17 protein-coding genes are annotated in these 16379 nt (G+C 35.5%); 7 read left to right on the forward strand and 10 right to left on the reverse strand.

Annotation, left to right across the window (positions count from 1 at the left end; genetic code table 11):
* The first annotated feature begins 1 nt into the window (after nucleotide 1).
* Both CVS95_RS03270 and CVS95_RS03275 read left to right on the forward strand, forming a co-directional pair.
* The gene (locus CVS95_RS03270) at nucleotides 2-1201 is read left to right on the forward strand and encodes a molybdopterin molybdotransferase MoeA (protein ID WP_107695551.1); all 1200 of its coding nucleotides are present in this window, start codon (nucleotides 2-4) and stop codon (nucleotides 1199-1201) included.
* 18 nt (nucleotides 1202-1219) lie between these two features.
* Nucleotides 1220-2221: a TerC/Alx family metal homeostasis membrane protein gene (locus tag CVS95_RS03275; protein ID WP_107695552.1), complete on the forward strand. Its 1002-nt coding sequence runs from the start codon at nucleotides 1220-1222 to the stop codon at nucleotides 2219-2221.
* Nucleotides 2222-2341: 120 nt separating this feature from the next.
* Here CVS95_RS03275 and CVS95_RS03280 read toward each other — a convergent pair whose 3' ends face one another.
* From CVS95_RS03280 to CVS95_RS03320, 9 genes are all read right to left on the reverse strand, one after another.
* Nucleotides 2342-2905 (reverse strand): MotE family protein, encoded by a 564-nt coding sequence (locus tag CVS95_RS03280; RefSeq protein WP_107695553.1) that lies wholly within the window; start codon nucleotides 2903-2905, stop codon nucleotides 2342-2344.
* A complete protein-coding gene (locus tag CVS95_RS03285; protein WP_107695554.1) occupies nucleotides 2905-3327 on the reverse strand; it encodes a flagellar export protein FliJ in 423 nt (140 codons plus the stop codon). The genes CVS95_RS03280 and CVS95_RS03285 overlap by 1 nt, the downstream gene beginning before the upstream one ends.
* Nucleotides 3324-4574, reverse strand: coding sequence for an adenylosuccinate synthase (locus tag CVS95_RS03290; RefSeq protein ID WP_107695555.1), 1251 nt, complete (start codon nucleotides 4572-4574; stop codon nucleotides 3324-3326). The genes CVS95_RS03285 and CVS95_RS03290 overlap by 4 nt, the downstream gene beginning before the upstream one ends.
* A 2-nt stretch (nucleotides 4575-4576) precedes the next feature.
* Nucleotides 4577-5443, reverse strand: a complete 867-nt coding sequence (locus CVS95_RS03295; RefSeq protein WP_107695556.1) for an ATP phosphoribosyltransferase regulatory subunit — start codon at nucleotides 5441-5443, stop codon at nucleotides 4577-4579.
* A complete protein-coding gene (locus CVS95_RS03300; protein ID WP_107695557.1) occupies nucleotides 5443-9537 on the reverse strand; it encodes a diguanylate cyclase domain-containing protein in 4095 nt (1364 codons plus the stop codon). The genes CVS95_RS03295 and CVS95_RS03300 overlap by 1 nt, the downstream gene beginning before the upstream one ends.
* Before the next feature lie 146 nt (nucleotides 9538-9683).
* Nucleotides 9684-10313 (reverse strand): NAD(P)H-dependent oxidoreductase, encoded by a 630-nt coding sequence (locus CVS95_RS03305; protein ID WP_107695558.1) that lies wholly within the window; start codon nucleotides 10311-10313, stop codon nucleotides 9684-9686.
* Nucleotides 10314-10404: 91 nt separating this feature from the next.
* A complete protein-coding gene (gene selD / locus CVS95_RS03310; protein ID WP_413784117.1) occupies nucleotides 10405-11427 on the reverse strand; it encodes a selenide, water dikinase SelD in 1023 nt (340 codons plus the stop codon).
* Nucleotides 11424-12023, reverse strand: coding sequence for a sulfurtransferase-like selenium metabolism protein YedF (gene yedF / locus CVS95_RS03315; RefSeq protein ID WP_107695559.1), 600 nt, complete (start codon nucleotides 12021-12023; stop codon nucleotides 11424-11426). Before yedF ends, selD begins: the two co-directional genes overlap by 4 nt.
* A gap of 151 nt (nucleotides 12024-12174) precedes the next feature.
* Nucleotides 12175-13122, reverse strand: coding sequence for a formate dehydrogenase subunit gamma (locus tag CVS95_RS03320; protein WP_021090567.1), 948 nt, complete (start codon nucleotides 13120-13122; stop codon nucleotides 12175-12177).
* A 290-nt stretch (nucleotides 13123-13412) separates the two neighbouring features.
* Between CVS95_RS03320 and CVS95_RS09850 the strand changes: the two genes are divergently transcribed.
* Both CVS95_RS09850 and CVS95_RS09735 read left to right on the forward strand, forming a co-directional pair.
* Nucleotides 13413-13544 (forward strand): hypothetical protein, encoded by a 132-nt coding sequence (locus tag CVS95_RS09850; protein WP_258032198.1) that lies wholly within the window; start codon nucleotides 13413-13415, stop codon nucleotides 13542-13544.
* 103 nt (nucleotides 13545-13647) lie between these two features.
* Nucleotides 13648-13821: a hypothetical protein gene (locus CVS95_RS09735; RefSeq protein WP_234400001.1), complete on the forward strand. Its 174-nt coding sequence runs from the start codon at nucleotides 13648-13650 to the stop codon at nucleotides 13819-13821.
* Between the two features lie 63 nt (nucleotides 13822-13884).
* On the opposite strand, the gene nspC is transcribed toward CVS95_RS09735, so the two are convergent.
* Nucleotides 13885-15024 (reverse strand): carboxynorspermidine decarboxylase, encoded by a 1140-nt coding sequence (gene nspC, locus CVS95_RS03330; RefSeq protein ID WP_107695560.1) that lies wholly within the window; start codon nucleotides 15022-15024, stop codon nucleotides 13885-13887.
* Between the two features lie 83 nt (nucleotides 15025-15107).
* Between nspC and CVS95_RS03335 the strand changes: the two genes are divergently transcribed.
* The 3 genes from CVS95_RS03335 to CVS95_RS03345 are packed head-to-tail and all read left to right on the forward strand — an operon-like array spanning nucleotide 15108 to nucleotide 16238.
* A complete protein-coding gene (locus tag CVS95_RS03335) occupies nucleotides 15108-15329 on the forward strand; it encodes a MoaD/ThiS family protein (RefSeq protein WP_107695561.1) in 222 nt (73 codons plus the stop codon).
* A gap of 1 nt (nucleotide 15330) precedes the next feature.
* Nucleotides 15331-15765, forward strand: a complete 435-nt coding sequence (locus CVS95_RS03340; protein WP_107695938.1) for a molybdopterin synthase catalytic subunit — start codon at nucleotides 15331-15333, stop codon at nucleotides 15763-15765.
* A gap of 11 nt (nucleotides 15766-15776) precedes the next feature.
* Nucleotides 15777-16238 (forward strand): molybdate transport repressor, encoded by a 462-nt coding sequence (locus tag CVS95_RS03345; protein ID WP_107695562.1) that lies wholly within the window; start codon nucleotides 15777-15779, stop codon nucleotides 16236-16238.
* The last annotated feature ends 141 nt before the right edge of the window (nucleotides 16239-16379 follow it).

The following is a 16379-nucleotide window of genomic DNA, read 5'->3' on the forward strand; positions in this document are numbered from 1 at the left end:
AATGAAAGATTTTATGAGTTATGCAGATAGCCTAAAAATTTTAAAAGATACTATAAACGAGTGGGATAAGGTCGAAAAAGTGGCCATCACGGACGCACTTGATAGAAATATCGCCTACGATGTGACAGCCACTGAAAATTACCCAGCAAAGCCAGTTTCAGCGATGGATGGATATGCTTTTGCCTTTAAAGATGGCCTAAGCGAGCTTGAGCTCATCACAGATCTGCCTGCTGGAAGCGACAAAGGACTAGTCATAGAGGACAGTAAATGTGTAAAAACTTTCACTGGCTCACTGATGAGCGAAGGCACTGATACTCTTGTGCCGGTAGAAAATGTCGAGGTTAGCGGCTCAAAAATAATCATCAAAAAGAGCGTGCCAAAGGGTTTTGCTGTGCGCGAAGTGGGTGAGAGCTACAAAAAAGGTGAAATTTTAATAAAAAAAGGCGCTCGTCTAAGCTACGCTGAGATAGCACTTCTTGCTGAGCTTGGTGTATTTCACGTAAGCGTTTTCATACGCCCAAGAGTGGCGATACTTGCAACTGGTAGCGAGATAAAAGACCTTGGCGAACCTCTAGAAAATCCAGCGCAAATTCACAGCTCAAATCACGTAGGCATCGCTATGCAGATACGCAAAATGGGCGCAGAGCCGATCCTTTGTGAGATCGTAAAAGATAGACCTGAACTAGTCGAGAAAGCGATCATAAATGCGCTAAAATCAGCTGATATATTAGTGACGACTGGTGGAATTAGCATGGGAGATTATGATTTTGTAAAGGGCGCTTTAAATGAAAATTTTAGCCTTATCATCGAGGGTGCTGCCATAAAACCGGGCCGTCATATCAGAGTGGCAAAATCAGGCGAAAAATATATATTTGCACTGCCTGGTTTTCCCTATTCAGCGATGGTTATGTGCGTGCTTTATGTTAGAGTTTTGATAAATTTATGGCTAGGCAATGACGAGCCAAAGATCACGGCAATAATGGACGAAGACTATAAAAAGCGTTCGCCATTTTTAGAATTTACGGCTGTAAATTTAGAAAATCGTGAAGGAAAAAATTTTGTAAATCTAAATGGCAAAAAGCTTGGCAGTTCAGCGATCGTAAATAACTTAACAAACAAGGCTGCACTTTTAATGATCCCAATGGATAAAGAAATTCTTAAAAAAGGTGAGATAGTAGAAGTCTTGATGATGCCTTGTTAAAAATTTTAAGGATAAAAGTTGAACACGTCAGAAATTCAAACAATTATAGTTTTTCTTATAATGGCATCACTTGCCTTTGGAATAGATCTTTTTGCTCATAAACATGATGAGAAAATTTCACTAAAACAAGCTGGTATTTGGTCTATTTTTTGGATAGGAGTTTCGGTACTTTTTGGCATATATTTATATTTTGAGCGAGGCAGTGAAATAGCAAGTCTTTATTTTGCAGGATATGCGCTAGAAAAGTCGCTCTCGGTAGATAATCTTTTTGTGATGATGGCGATTTTTTCATGGTTTAAGATACCTGAAATTTACCGACACAGAGTGCTTTATTTTGGCGTTATAGGAGCTATGGTATTTAGGCTCATCTTTGTAGCCATAGGTACGATGCTTTTTGCCATCTCTCCTTGGATGGAGCTAATATTTGCAGCAATAGTCGCATATAGTGCCGTAATGATGATAAAAAAAGATAAGTGTGATGAGGATATAAAAGATTATTCAAACCACATAGCTTATAGGGCAGTTTATCGCTTCTTTCCGGTTTTACCACAGCTTTTTGGACATAGTTTTTTTGTTAAATTTAGCGAAATTTCTAAGCAAATTTCAGATAGTCAAAAAACTGCTCTTAACGATCAAATTTTAAGGCTAAAAGCCACTTGGATAGCAACACCATTATTCTTGTGCCTTTGCGTGATTGAGCTAAGCGATGTGATATTTGCTTTTGATAGCGTTCCAGCTGTCATTGCTGTGAGTAAAGATCCTGTGATTGTTTATTCAGCGATGATATTTGCGATACTTGGGCTAAGAACGCTTTATTTTGTGCTTGAAGCACTCAAAAATTTTTTAAAATATCTAGAAATTTCTGTGATCGTGCTTTTATTTTTTATTGCAGCAAAGCTAGCTGTAAATGCGACTGCTCATATATTTCATCATGGTTTTGAAATTTCTGCACAAATTAGCCTTTTTATCATTCTAGCCATCCTTGGAGTTGGGGTCGTAGCAAGTTTGGTTAAAAAATAGCTACCACAAAAGTATGCAAGCTAAAGTTAGGCAAGCTTAAAATTAAAAATTTATAAGCATAGAGCTTTATATTTTGGTGTCTAAATTCTTTAAAATTTTGCTTGCTTGTGCAAAAATTTATTACTGAATATTTATGCTACCAGCTGGAGTTGGCATATCGCTTTTTTCTTCAGCAAATGGTGGCCCTTTTTGAAGCAAAGTGGTGATCTCAGATGCTACTTTTGGATCCATTTTTGCCATGATAGTAGATATCTTTTTGGCATCAAGAGCATAAAGTATGGTGGCTGCGTTTGATCTAGGCATTTTAGAGAGCACCTCAGCTGCCGCGCCATCTTTCATCTTAGAATACGACTCATTTACTTTATCACTAGTCATTGTGCGAAGTTCTTTTAAAATTTTTTCATTTTTGGCGACCACTTCATCGATCTCTTTACGTTTTTGCTCGATCACTTTCATTGTCGCATTTAAATCAGCTTCTTTTTTGGCAAGCTTTTTATTATTTTCTTCATAGGCTGCTGCCGAGCTTGCGCGAAATACCTCTAAAGCTTGGCGCTGTTCATCTATGATTTCAAGTTCCTTTGAAATTTCTTCTTTTCTAGCTTCAAAAATTTGCGTACAGTCAACTGGTACTTCAAAACAAAATGCAAAATTTAAAATAATAAAGAATAATAAAACCGCTCTCATCACGACTCGCTCTTAGCTGTAAATTTCATCACCGCAAACTCATCAAGCGCAAGCGCTTCGGCCTTTTGTATGCGTTTTATCTCTTTTTTAAACTCTTCTTTTTCTAGATATTTCATCTTTTCGTACTCTAAATTTGCATTTTTATATTTATGTTCGTAATGCGAAACCTCTTTTTTAGCTATCTCAAGGCTCTCTTTGCAGGCATTTAACTCTTGCCTTGCTATCTTTATAAACTCTAAATTTTCCTTTAACTCGCCTATATTGCCACTTTTTGGCAAACAAAACTCCTCAAGCCTTGCTCTTAAATGCACTAAATTTTCTTCAAAATTTCTTACATTAAGCCTAGCAACGGCAAGCTTTACCTCTACCTTATCCATCTCTTGTTTTTTTACGCGGACGATAGAGGTAAATTTGCTTTTCATCTAATGATCGTATCGCTTCTTTCAGGGCTTGTTGAGATGTATCCGATCTTTACGCCAGTTAGCTCTTCTATTCGCTCGATATAAGCTCTTGCATTTGCTGGCAGATCTTCATATTTGCTTATACCTTTTACGCTATCCCAGCCTGCAAGTTCTTCATAGATAGGAGTTGCATTTTCAAGATCTGTCGGCATATAATCGATAGTTTCACCATTATATTGATAAGCTTTGCAAATTTTTACCACTTCAAATCCATCAAGTACATCAAGCTTCATAAGTGCATAAGTATCGACACCGTCAAGCCTTGAAGCATATTTTACACTCACAGCATCAAACCAACCACAACGTCTGCGGCGGCCTGTTGTTGTACCAAATTCCTTGCCGATATCACACATCTTATCGCCGCTCGTGCCTTTATCTTCTGTTGGGAAAGGACCAAAGCCAACACGAGTCGTATAGGCCTTTATGACGCCTATTACTTCACCGATTTCTTTTGGATTTAGTCCAAGACCTGTGCAAGCACCTGCACTTATGGTATTTGAGCTAGTTACATATGGATATGTGCCATGGTCGATATCTAAAAGCGTGCCCTGAGCGCCTTCAAGTAGGACTTTTTTATCTTCATCTAGCGCTTTCCAAACTAAATTTGTAGTATTTGCGATAAATGGAGCTAAAACCTCTTTATATCTTTTTAGCTCTTCAAGCAATTCACTCTCATTAGGAATTTTTACACCGAGTGCGTCAAATACGCATTTGTTTGTCTCAAAATCATGCATCAAAGCATCGCACAAACGTTCTGGCTCAAGTAGTTCGCCTACTCTGTGACCGCTTCTACTTATTTTATCAGCATAAGTTGGTCCAATGCCTTTGCCAGTCGTACCGATTGCTTTTTCGCCTTTTAGTCTCTCTTTTGCTTGATCGATTTGACTATGGTAGCTTAGATTTAAATGTGCTTTATCGCTAATATAAAGCCTTCCTTCCAAATTTTCAAACTGTGCCATTTCAGTAATTAATACCTCTGGGCAAACAACAACACCATTGCCAATGATGTTTATAATATTTTTATGCAAAATTCCACTTGGAACAAGGTGAAGCGCGTATCTAACGCCATCAACCCAGATCGTATGGCCGGCATTATGGCCGCCTTGTGAGCGACAGATCATGTCATAGTTTAGTCCTAGCATATCAACTATCTTGCCTTTACCCTCATCACCCCATTGAACTCCAACTACTAAATCAGCCTTTCTCATTCTTACTTCCTTAAATTAATTTTTTCTTCTATCAATGCATCTGTATAAACAGCAAAACCACTATTTATTTTTCCGTCTATTTCGTAGCTACCGCCGCTTGCTATTATGCTGTTATTTCTTAAAAATCTAAAAAATAAACTATCGTAATATCTCATTTTCGAGTAATATAGCGGAACTATTCTTAAATTTTTATATTCTAAAGAACTGGCTAAATTTCTCAAATTTTCAAGCGGTTCTTTTAGTTTGCTTGGAGAAATTTTAATCACTTCATCCAGTTCATCAACTGACTTTAAAAGAGCAAGAGCGCTTAGCCATGGAACATTTTGAGATAAAATTTTCTCCATTTGCCCATTTTCAAAAATTTCAATAGGCACGCTTAAAATTTCACAAATCACTCTTGGAATTTGTATATTGCTCACTTGCAAAAATGTATCCATTTTTAGCTCATTAAGAAGCTTTGCTACGATATTTATGCTTTTTAAAACATCATTTTCACCGATTAACTCGGCTCCAATTTGGTAAATTTCTTGACTTGGATAGCGAAAGACTGGCTGGATATAAAACCATCTTTTTGATTCATTTGCCTTTAGCCTTCTAAGTACGATCCTTACAGTATCTACCGTGCTATCAGCTCTTAGGCTTATTTCGTGATTTAGGCTATCGCTAAAACGTAAAAGATTTGTAGCATCTACACTTAAATGCTGGTGATATGAGAAAAATGGCGTTACGATCTCGCTAAAGCCTTCATTTTCTAAAATTTCACTAGCTTTTTGCTCGATCTGCCTCTTTAGCTTTGCGCTACTGGCAAAGTATAGCTTGCTTCCATTTGGGATTTCATGCTCATAAACATTTAAAGCATTTTCATTCATTATTTATTCGCTCCACTCAAATTTAGATCATTATCGCATAACAAAATTGCCTCATTAGCTAAATTTATTACGTTCTCTTTGTCTATTTTTACAAGGATCGTATCTAAAATTTCAGCTAATTTTTCATTTATTATTCTGATATCATCTACTTGATTTGCTATTTCACTTTTTAATTTTTCGCTTACTTTTTCATCGCATTTAAGCAAATTTATCAAACGAGTCATAAGCTCTTTTGCACCTACTATTTTGCAAAGCATATTGTAGTTCTCATCATCTTGAAAATTTCTTACATTTAGCGGAGATGATAGAGCGAATTTAAATTTGAGTACATCATCCAGGCTAAGCTCTGGCGCAAAAAGCCGTCCTTGAAATCTGCTAAAGCCAAACCCGACAAAAATTTCAAGCATGCTTTTATCTTCTAAATTTTTTATCATGACATCAAAATTAAATGTATCTGATACATACTTTATCATGCGTATGGTCTTTAGTGCTTCTACTGAATCAAAAATTTGTTTGCAAAATCTTTTATCTATATTAAATCTATTTGTTTTTAACATGCCTAAAGCTTCTACCGAGCCTGAATAAGATGCAAAATCATCAAGCGAAAAGCTAACGCCTAGCTCCTTATAAGCATCAATATATCTAACAACATCATCTAAATTTACGCCACTTGCAGAGTCAACGATATCTATGATTAGCCCATTAGCGTCTAGTTGCTCATCTTTTAAAAGCTTTTTAAATTTCTCAAAAAACTCAGATGTCATTAGCTTTTTAATGCATAAATTTACTCTAACTTTTGCATTTATCCCCTCTTTTAGCCATACAGCCCTAGCTTTTAAAGCATCTTTTAGTGTAAATAATGCGATAGCAACAACTGCTTTTGAGCCTTTTGCAAGTGGCAAGAAGTCTGATGGCCTTAATATCTTATCGCCATTTTTCCATCTAATAAATGCCTCAAAGCTACTAACTTCCCCGCTTTTTATATCAATCTCAGGCTGATAAAGCAAGAACATCTCACCAGCATCGATAGCTTCAATGATCTTTGAGTCATCTCTATATTCATTTTTAAAGTATGTATCTTTTTTCGAATTAAATACATAATATTTATTTTTTCCATTAAGCTTTGCTTGATACATAGCCCAATCAGCTCTTTCAATTAGATCATCAACACTAAGTGCATCGCTACTTAAACTAATACCAATACTTACGCTAAGTTTTTTCTCATCATCATCAATAGAAATTTTACTCTGGCCAACTCTTAAGATGTTCTCAGCAGTCTCGTAAATTTCTCCCAAATTTTCATAAGGCATAGCACCTATAAACTCATCCCCGCCTATTCTTGCAAATATTCCTTGTTTTGGAAAAATTTCATCTATTTTTTTTGAAATTTCTATTAGGATTTTATCGCCTACTTGATGTCCGTATCCGTCATTTATCGATTTAAAATTATCAAAATCAACATAAAATGCTGCTATTTTTAAGCTTTTTTTCGCTTGTTTTAGCAGATTATCTAGCTTATTAAAAAGTAAAAATCTATTTGGCAGCCCAGTCAGCGTATCGTGATAAGCGATAAATTCGAGATACTCTTTATTGTAGCAATCATCATTTGCGCTTGAAGCTAACAATATATATCCCTCTTGATCGCCAAACGCGTTTAAAAGCTTGCTTATACTTATGACTTCGAGTCTATTTTTGCTTCGAACATCATGAATAAGACCTTGCCAAAAGCCAGTTATTTTAAGTGAATTTAAAATTTCATCTTTAATATCTTTTAGTCCGTTTTTAAAATTTATTATATCTTTTGAGTAAATTTTCTCTATAAAATTTTTATCTCTAGAAATGTTAAGCGTATCGAAAAAAGCGTCATTAGCATCTATGATCCTAAAATCATCATCAAGCATAATAATTTGCTCTTTTGCGTATGAGAAAATTTTTGCTAAAAGGTCTTGATAAGAAAAAAAGCTATTTTGCACACTAAGATCTTGCATTGTGCCCTTTATGACGCTTACTTCACCATCATAAAAAGCTATTGCTTTTGCTCTAATCCTTACATAAATAATCTCTTTATCAGCCCTATAAAAACGCACTTCGCCATCATATACTTCACCTTTTTTTATAAGGTCAAAAAAGTCCTTAAAGCTTACAAATTCATCTACAAATATAGTTTTTGCGCGTTCAAAATTTATACTCATATCCCCATTTAATGCATATCCGAGCGACTTGGCGATAGTATTTGGGATATAAAGGGTGTCGCTTTTTTTATCCCATGAAAAGACAAGCGCTTGGCTTGCCCAAAGTATGCTTTGAAAATATTTTAATTCAGCATCATATTTTTCTTGCAACTTTGCTATATCGCTTAGGTCATTAAAAAAGTAGATGATTTTTTGCTCTTTGTCAGCACCATTATCAATAAATTTTACTTTTATCTTAAATGGCGTTTTGTTGTTTTCATTTGTTTGCATATTGGCTACGAGATTTATCTCGCTATTTTTGCTACCTTTTTCAAAGAATTTTTTAGATTCATTAGAAACATTTACAGCAAACTCATCTAAACTTTCAGGACTTATTAGATTTTTTAAATTTATAAGCTTCTTATCTTGCGGGACTTTAAAGACACTATCGATATTTTGAGTACTTCTTACGATAGAAAATGGATCGCTGCTTAATGCTTCTGCTATTACATTTGGCGATAAAAACGAATAATCATTTATTGCTTCGTTATCCTTTTTCGTAAATTTTTCATCGTCAAGCTCGTGTATAAGCATAAAATTTAGCCTAGAATCCCTTAGCTCGATCTGCGACTCTTGTAAAAATCCCTCTTTAGTGCTGCCATCTTTTGTTCTTAGCTTGATTTTAAAGCTCATATCGCTATTTTGAGCGTCTTGTTTCATTTGCATAAATAATGCAAAATCGCCATCTATTAAATCATTTAAATTTAGCTCTATAATCTCATCTTTTGTATAGCCAACGGAAGATAAAAATGCATTACTAGCATCAATAATATCGCCGCTATAAGCATCATAAACTACTATTTTTAAAAAGCTTTGTTCAAAAATATAGCCAAATCTACTTTTGTATTCTTCTAGACCATCAGTTGCTTTTTTAGTTTCTATCTTTAGCTTATTTATTCCATTTTTTATATCTTCAAATTCTGTTAAATTAAGGCTTCGTCTTATCTCGTATTCATCGCCATCTAAAGTATCTCTTACCTCTTTTAAAGCTGGCATTATTCTATTTTTTATAAATTTTACATCTCTAACCCATAAAATTAAAGAAGATATAAAACAAAAGATCGATAGCCAAAATAACACAAACTGCATAAAGATATGAAAATGCTTCGTTGAAGCAGTAATAACAAAAATTTTATACTCTGGCATATAGCTTATGAGATAAAAGCCCATATGGCTTAAAGAAAATATTATTTTATCCTCTTTAAACTCGTCGCCAAGACTCACATAAGGCAAAAACATCGATTCATCAAATTTTTTATAAAACTCATCTCTTGATAAATTTCCATATTTATCTACCAAATAAGCATAAGTTTTGGTTTTCTCATCGTAATCTACATTAGTGTAGTTTTGCAAAAATTTTATATCAATTTGAACTAAAATGCTGCCTCCATTTTTTAGTCCATAAGATGCATAAACGTCTCTAAAACGATTGTTTTTATAAACTCGATCCGATACTGTAAATTTTCCAGCATCTGTCTCGTTTAAACTAAGCCAAGATAGATCCTTTTCAGCTATGTCATCAGCACCTAAAAATCTCTTTGAATAGATTAAATTTCTATTTTTATCAAAAACGTAAAAAGCTATATAAAGATCGTTTTTTGTTGAATTTTTATCAAATAGCATATCACTAAGACCTGCTTCAACCATTTTTGACTTTAAAAATAGATCGTTTTTTATTATAAAAAAGCTATTTGAGATTGATGATTTTATATTTGAATTAGTTGAGCTAAGATCATATTTTATATCGTTCGTGCCGGCACAAACTACAAATAATGCTAAAAATATAAATGAGAGTAAAAGTAAAATAGCCTTTGTATAAAACATTTTTACTATTTGAAGGCTGGTTTTTTGTTTCTCAAGCACGATAGACACCTCGTTAGTTTAGGTTTTGGCTCTGATTTTATCCCATTTTTACTTGATTTGGGTTTATAAAGATAAGTATTTATTTAGAATTTATTGATTTATTTGAAATTGAGCCAAAAATTTATTTAAAATTTGGCTCAAATATCTTAATAGATCCAAGTAACGATATCAGAAATTTCTCTACGAAGTTTTTTTGGTTGTGGATTTAGGCGGTAGCCAAATGGCACCATGATAGCCACTCTTTGAAAGCTTTCATCAAGCCCCAAAAGTTCATTTAAAGCATGTCTGTCAAAGCCTTCTATCGGACAACTATCAATGCCCAAACTCGCGGCTGCATTCATCATATTCGTGGCGATTATCATGCACTGCTCATGTGACCACTGAAATGTTAGCTCATCATCATTTTTAAAATTTGCAAGCAAAAAGTCATGATAAAATTTTTGCCTTGAAGCAACGGCTTCAGGATCTTTATTGGTATTTCTAGCGATCATTTTATTAACGTGTGTGCTTCCAAATTTCACCTCTTTGATCTTAGCTAAAACGACAACTAAATGCGAGCAAGATGTGATTTGCGCTTGATTCCATGAAAGAGCTTTTATTTTTTCTCTAAGCTCTTTATTTTGAACGACTAAGATATCCCACTGCTCAAGACCAGTTGAGCTAGGGCTTAACCTGCCAGCTTCTAGTATAAAATCAAACTCTCCAGCACCGATTTTTTTGCTTTCGTCAAAAACCTTGCAAGCGTGACGAAATTTTAAAATTTCAAGATAGTTCATCATCTCTCCTTTGTAGTTTTTGAAATTATAGAATGGTTAAGTAAATTAAAAGATTTCACTAACGCAATGAGATAGCATGCTATTTTAAAATTTATCTTAAAAATATACCAAACTCGCTCTTTGACACCGCAGAGCCAACGATAGCCGAGCTTTCATAACCTACTTCTTTTAAGCGTTTTACTGCAAGCATCGCGTCCTTTTCACCAACTGCAAGCAAAAGTCCGCCTGAAGTTTGTGAGTCAAATAGTAAAATGTCAGCTTCTTTATCTATAAAATGCTTTGCAAATTCGCGGTTTTTATAGCTTCCTTCTGGAATGATACCCATATTGGCAAATTCCTTTGCACTTGCAATGATTGGCACGTTTTTTTCATAAATTTCAAAACTGATCTTTTCATTTAGCATTTCGCTTAAATGCCCCAAAAAGCCGAATCCAGTCACATCAGTAGCGCCATAAACTTTGATGTCATCAAGTGCCTTTAATGCATAAAAATTTAGCTGCGCCATGATAGTTGCAGCCTCTTTTATTTGCTCAATGCTTAATAAATCGGCCTTTATTGCTGTACTTAAAATACCGCTTCCAAGGGGCTTTGTAAGTATCAAAACATTGCCATTTATGGCTGTATTATTTGCCCAAAATTTATCAGGATGTACCCTTCCAGTAACGCTAAGCCCATAATACATCTGCTGTGTCTCGATCGTATGCCCGCCAACGATTATACCACCACACTCTTTTACTTTATCGGCCCCACCTTGTAAAATTTCGCCTAAAATTTCAGGTGCCAAGTTGCAGCTATCAAAGCCCACGATGTTTAGAGCATTTATCACCTCGCCACCCATTGCAAAGACGTCGCTTAGGCTATTTGCAGCAGCGATTTGACCGTAAATAAATGGATCGTTTACCACAGGCGTTATAAAATCAAGCGTTTGAACAAGTGCAAGATCACTTGAAATTTTAAAGACACTCGCATCCTCATTAGAATTGGTGCTTGAGAGCAGATTTGGATGAGATAAATTTAAACTACTAATCGTTTTGTTTAGACCCGACGGGTCAAGCTTAGCAGCTCAACCAGCGGCTCTAACGAACTGCGTAAGCTTTTTGTCGTGGTAGATCATAATTTGATTTGCTCGTGAGTTGAGAGTATGTCGATGATCTCATAAGCATTTGAAATTTCGCCAATCGCAAGATCGCTTACTAGCTTATAAGCCTCCAAGCAGCTTCCGCAGCTTAAAATTTTAACACCAGCAGCTTCAAGATCTTTAAGCGGCTTAAAGCTTGGGTGTGAGCGGTTTGTAGTTATCTTTACAGCGTTATTTACGCAGATTATTATCTTTGGTTTTTTCTCAACTTGAAGAAATGCTCCTAAGAATTTTGATAGTAAATTTATTCCTACTTCGCCACTTCCTGCGTGCTCTTCATTCAGATAGAGTACTTTATTATTTTTTGGTGTTATGTCGCAGACAAACTCATCAAAATTTGTAAGCTCAAGCGCATTTTTGCCTTTTGTAGCTAAAATTTTAGTTTCGTTGCCATTGCTTTCGAGGCTAAAGTTTATATTTTGATTTTTTAAAAATCTTGAAATATTTTCTTTTGGGGCTAGTGCATTTACCAAAATTTCTAAGCTTTCACCTTCACTTAAGCCATCAAGTGCATTTTTTGTCATTATGACTGGTTTTGGACACTCTAAATTTCTACAATCAATTGTTGTCATGATTTTTCCTTTTGCAATTAGTATTTCAAACCTTGAAACTAGTTTGGATTATAGCCAAAAAAATATTAATTATTTTAAAAATTTTAATGTATAAATTTGAGAAAAAAGAGAGCTTTGACCTCGCCTACTAGCAAGATCAAAGTAAAGTTAATTATTTTAAATTTGTATAAGACTTTTCATAATCAGATACTGGAATTTTATTCTCTCTAACGAGCTCTTGGTACCAGTAGTGATGAAGAACATAAACTTCTTCTTCCTCTTTATATCCAGTAATCATCGACCAAATAGCACCATGAATAGCAATAGCTGCCATATAAATATGAACTAAGAAAAATACTGCACATGCAATGCCAAGACAGTTATGGATAATTACGCTGTATCTTAAAAGATCAATTTGTGTAAGACCAAACCAAGAAGCAACCGCTGGCTCTTTGAAGTCCGTAAAATACATAATCGCGCCAGTAATTATCATAACGATACCACCAGGGATAGCGATCCAGTACCATGCCTTTTGACCAGCATTAAATTTGCCAGCTGGAACAGGTCTCTTTTTCTTTGATAAATAGCCACCAACTATCATCATCCATCTGATATCATAAATTGCCGGAAGCATTCTCTTTGTCCAGGTAAATAACATAGGAAGCACAGAAACAGCAAAGATCACAGTTGCTGTATCGTGCAAGTATCTACAGAAACGCACAAATGTTCCACCGCCAAGCTCTGCACCCCACATAATGATGATACCAGTTGGCACTAAAATGATCCATGAGATCGCTGCCAAACCATGAGCTATACGTATGATCAATGAAAAAGCAAACACCTTTTTACCATCATGACTAAAATGTTTTGGTCCAATGATTAAAAAGTGTAATGCAAATGCTCCAATAACAGCCAAAATGATAGAAAGTGCTGCTATTGCAAAGTAGTCATTACCTTGGATAAAAGTAAATATCGGCCCCAAACCTTGTTCGTATGGCTTGATATTTTCTATCCTTTCAGCCGCCCAAATAGCACTATTATATTGATTGACGCCAGTTGGTCCTTGAGTTGCCATTGCTGTTACAAATAATGTAAAAAGCAGAGTAAGAATTCTCGTCATTGTAGTCCTTTATGAGTTTGAGCTTAAACAATTTAAGTATTGGTTAAATACGTTAAATCGCATAGCTACGCTATTTTAGTCGCTATTATATCAGAGCTAATCACAAGCAAACCTTAGCAAAAAAGATTACTAAAAATTTTATAAAGAATATTTAAGCTTTGTTAATTTTTATAAGAATATTAAATCTAAATTCATTCTATTTTATAGTTAAAAATTATTTCAGATTTTGCTTTTAAAATTTAAACGAGAACACCAATAATTTTAAAAATTTCTATCCAAAAGGCAGAGAAATGAACCTCTTTTATCTTTTTAATGATTATGAGGCGCTTGATCTAATGGCAACAAGTTTATATCGTATCTTAAAAAGTATATTCTGGCTTCAAATTTTTGCCTTAGTGTCTGCACTGGCTCAGCCTTGCTAGCTCGCACTGGAGTGCTTGACGGCTTAAAGGCTACCTCAAATAAAAGATCTCTTGAGTCGATGAAAGGATAAGGCGAGGCAGTAGAGTAACAAGAGCATGCCAAGTGATAAAAGATGATAAATTTTACACAGCTTCAGGCGTGGCTGCTGGCATGGATATGGCCCTTGGCTTTATCAGTGATCATTTCGGTAAAGAATTAGCTCAAAGTATCGCAAATAAAACCAAATACAACTTGCAAAAGAGTGCAAAGATAGATAAATTTGCCAAAATTTATTGATACTAATCCGTTTAGAAAAATTCTCAGTATTTAGCAGCCAAAAGCTAGCCAAAACACCAGTGATTAGTTTCTGCGTTTATACTCTTCATATCCGAATTCGCGGATCATTTTAATCTCGCCATTTTCTTTTAAAAGCACTAAATCAGGCAGTTTAATGCCGTTAAATGTCGTGTTTTTCACTATGGTGTAGTGAATTTGATCTTCAAAGATGACTTGATCGCCGATTTGTAGCTCGCTATCAAATTTATACTCTGCATCGCCCACTTCAAGCCCCACTATATCGCCAGCCAGGCAGGTATTACCGCCAAATCTATAAGCAAATTTGCCATTTTCACTCTCACCTCTAACGGCCGGACGATACGGCATGAGCACGGTATCTGGCATGTGCGCCTCGGCCGAGGTATCAAGGATGGCGATATCTTTCTCGTTATGCACGATGTCAAGCACACTACTTATCAAAAAGCCAGTCTGCCAGCCCACGGCCTCACCAGGCTCCAGATAGACCTCAACGCCATATTTCTCGCGAAAGCGCCTAATGATATTTATAAGCAGCTCCACGTCGTAATCAGCCCTCGTGATGTGATGTCCTCCGCCCATATTTATCCACTTCATCTTTGGTATAAACTCGCCAAATTTCTCCTCAAGCGCCTCCAGCACGACCTGCAAGCTGCTCGCACTCTCCTCGCAAAGTGCATGAAAATGAAGCCCACTAATACCATCAAGAAGCTCAGACTTAAAATTTGCCCTTGTAATGCCAAGCCTGCTAAATTTACCGCATGGATTGTAGCTGTCAGTTGGGGCTAGCGAGACCTCTGGATTTATGCGCAGACCGCAGATAATGCCGTTTTGCAGGGCAATACCCTTGAATTTTTTCCACTGCGCAAAAGAGTTAAATGTAATGTGCTTTGAAATTTTTAAAATTTCATCAAAATCCTCCTCTTTAAACGCTGGGCTATACGTGTGGATCTCGCCTTTTACGTATTCACTTGCAAATTTTGCCTCATGAAGCCCACTACAAGTCGCACCGTCAAGATAAGAGCCAACCATATCCATCACTCCGCTAAATGCAAAGCCCTTAAGTGCTACTAAAATTTTAGCTCCGCTTTGCTCTTTGACATATTTTAAAAGCTCTAAATTTTTACGTACTTTTGCCTCTTCGCAGACGTAGGCTGGGGTTTTTATACTTTTTAAAATTTCGTTCATTTTTACTCACTTTTTAAATTTTTAAATAAGTATATCTAAATTTATTTTTAAGTAAAATCAGCAAAAATCTCAAAGGATAAAACGTGATAGAGATCGAATTTCTTGGGCCTATCGGGCTTGAAAATATAAAAGTAGAAGCAAAAAATTTAGGTGAAGTAAAAGAGGCTTTAAGCGATAAAGAAGAGCTTAAAAAATGGCTAAATATCTGTGCAGTTGCCGTAAATGACGAGATCGTAAGCGATATAAATTTTGCTCTAAAAGAAGGAGATAAAATTTCTATATTACCGCCAGTTTGTGGGGGCTAAGATGCAAATTTATAATGGAAGCTTGGATGTTCAAAGCATCACAAACGAGTGGTATGAACGCTTTAAGAATAAAAACTGCGGTGCACTCATCACTTTTGTTGGGATCGTAAGAGAGGAAGGCGGCATTTCGGCGCTTAGCTTTGACATCTATGAGCCGATCCTTAAAAAATGGCTAGAAGCTTGGGAAGAGCGAGCCAAAAAAGAAAATGCCTACGTACTCTTTGCTCACTCAAAAGGTGATGTGGCCGTGCATACGAGCTCTTATGTTGCAGGCGTTGTGAGTCCTCAAAGAAAGGTCGCGCTAAGGCTTATAAACGAGTTTGTCGAGGACTTTAAGGCAAATGCGCCGATCTGGAAATATGATGTGATAAATGGCGAGAGAATTTATGCAAAAGAGCGCAGCCAAGCGATAAATGGTGCTGGAATTTTAGCTTAAAAGGAAAAATGATGATAACAAAAGAGAGTAAAAAAGATGTTTTTTGGGCACTAGCCTTTGGGCTTGGACTTTTTATATTTAGCATCGTTGGCTACTTTTATCTAGCTCTTGGTGCAGTGTCTCTCTTTGGCATCATCATTGGCGCTCTCTCAGCGTTCTTTTGTGTTAGAAAAATTTTTCAAAACAACTTTTTACGTATTGAAGATGATGGATTTATCATTACAAAAGGCTCAAAAAGCATAAAATTTTACTTTAAGGATATCGAAGAGATCGCCATTAAGAGCTTTGGTGATAAGAAAAAAGTTGAAACTTTAAGCGTAAAATTTAGAAAAAACCGTCTTGATAGAGATGCTTGCTTTGGATTAGTGCAACCACTAGGTGATGACATGATCATTATTTTTGACAAATACGAACTTTCAAAATTTACTATTTCAAAAGAGCTAAGAGATAGGCTTAATAATTTTAGAGCATAATTAAATCAACCTATGATCTAAAAATTTTTATATAACAATTATCAAAATTTTATACATTTTTTCACATTAAATTTACACCATTTAGCTACTCTTATAAAAATAAAATCAAGCATTTTATCTACAATAAGCTCGTAATTATGG

The organism is Campylobacter concisus (genome assembly GCF_003048905.1).
In the GTDB taxonomy this organism is placed as follows: Bacteria; Campylobacterota; Campylobacteria; order Campylobacterales; family Campylobacteraceae; genus Campylobacter_A; species Campylobacter_A concisus_V.

Excerpts from the sequence above, each read along its gene's own strand:
- CVS95_RS03320 (WP_021090567.1), bottom strand. The coding sequence starts at position 13,122 with ATGACGAGAATTCTTACTCTGCTTTTTACATTATTTGTAACAGCAATG.
- yedF (WP_107695559.1), bottom strand. The coding sequence starts at position 12,023 with ATGACAACAATTGATTGTAGAAATTTAGAGTGTCCAAAACCAGTCATA.
- CVS95_RS09850 (WP_258032198.1), top strand. The coding sequence starts at position 13,413 with ATGAACCTCTTTTATCTTTTTAATGATTATGAGGCGCTTGATCTAATG.
- CVS95_RS03280 (WP_107695553.1), bottom strand. The coding sequence starts at position 2,905 with ATGAGAGCGGTTTTATTATTCTTTATTATTTTAAATTTTGCATTTTGT.
- nspC (WP_107695560.1), bottom strand. The coding sequence starts at position 15,024 with ATGAACGAAATTTTAAAAAGTATAAAAACCCCAGCCTACGTCTGCGAA.
- CVS95_RS03295 (WP_107695556.1), bottom strand. The coding sequence starts at position 5,443 with ATGAATGAAAATGCTTTAAATGTTTATGAGCATGAAATCCCAAATGGA.
- CVS95_RS03290 (WP_107695555.1), bottom strand. The coding sequence starts at position 4,574 with ATGAGAAAGGCTGATTTAGTAGTTGGAGTTCAATGGGGTGATGAGGGT.
- CVS95_RS03345 (WP_107695562.1), top strand. The coding sequence starts at position 15,777 with ATGATAACAAAAGAGAGTAAAAAAGATGTTTTTTGGGCACTAGCCTTT.
- CVS95_RS03270 (WP_107695551.1), top strand. The coding sequence starts at position 2 with ATGAAAGATTTTATGAGTTATGCAGATAGCCTAAAAATTTTAAAAGAT.
- CVS95_RS03340 (WP_107695938.1), top strand. The coding sequence starts at position 15,331 with ATGCAAATTTATAATGGAAGCTTGGATGTTCAAAGCATCACAAACGAG.
- CVS95_RS03305 (WP_107695558.1), bottom strand. The coding sequence starts at position 10,313 with ATGAACTATCTTGAAATTTTAAAATTTCGTCACGCTTGCAAGGTTTTT.
- CVS95_RS03285 (WP_107695554.1), bottom strand. The coding sequence starts at position 3,327 with ATGAAAAGCAAATTTACCTCTATCGTCCGCGTAAAAAAACAAGAGATG.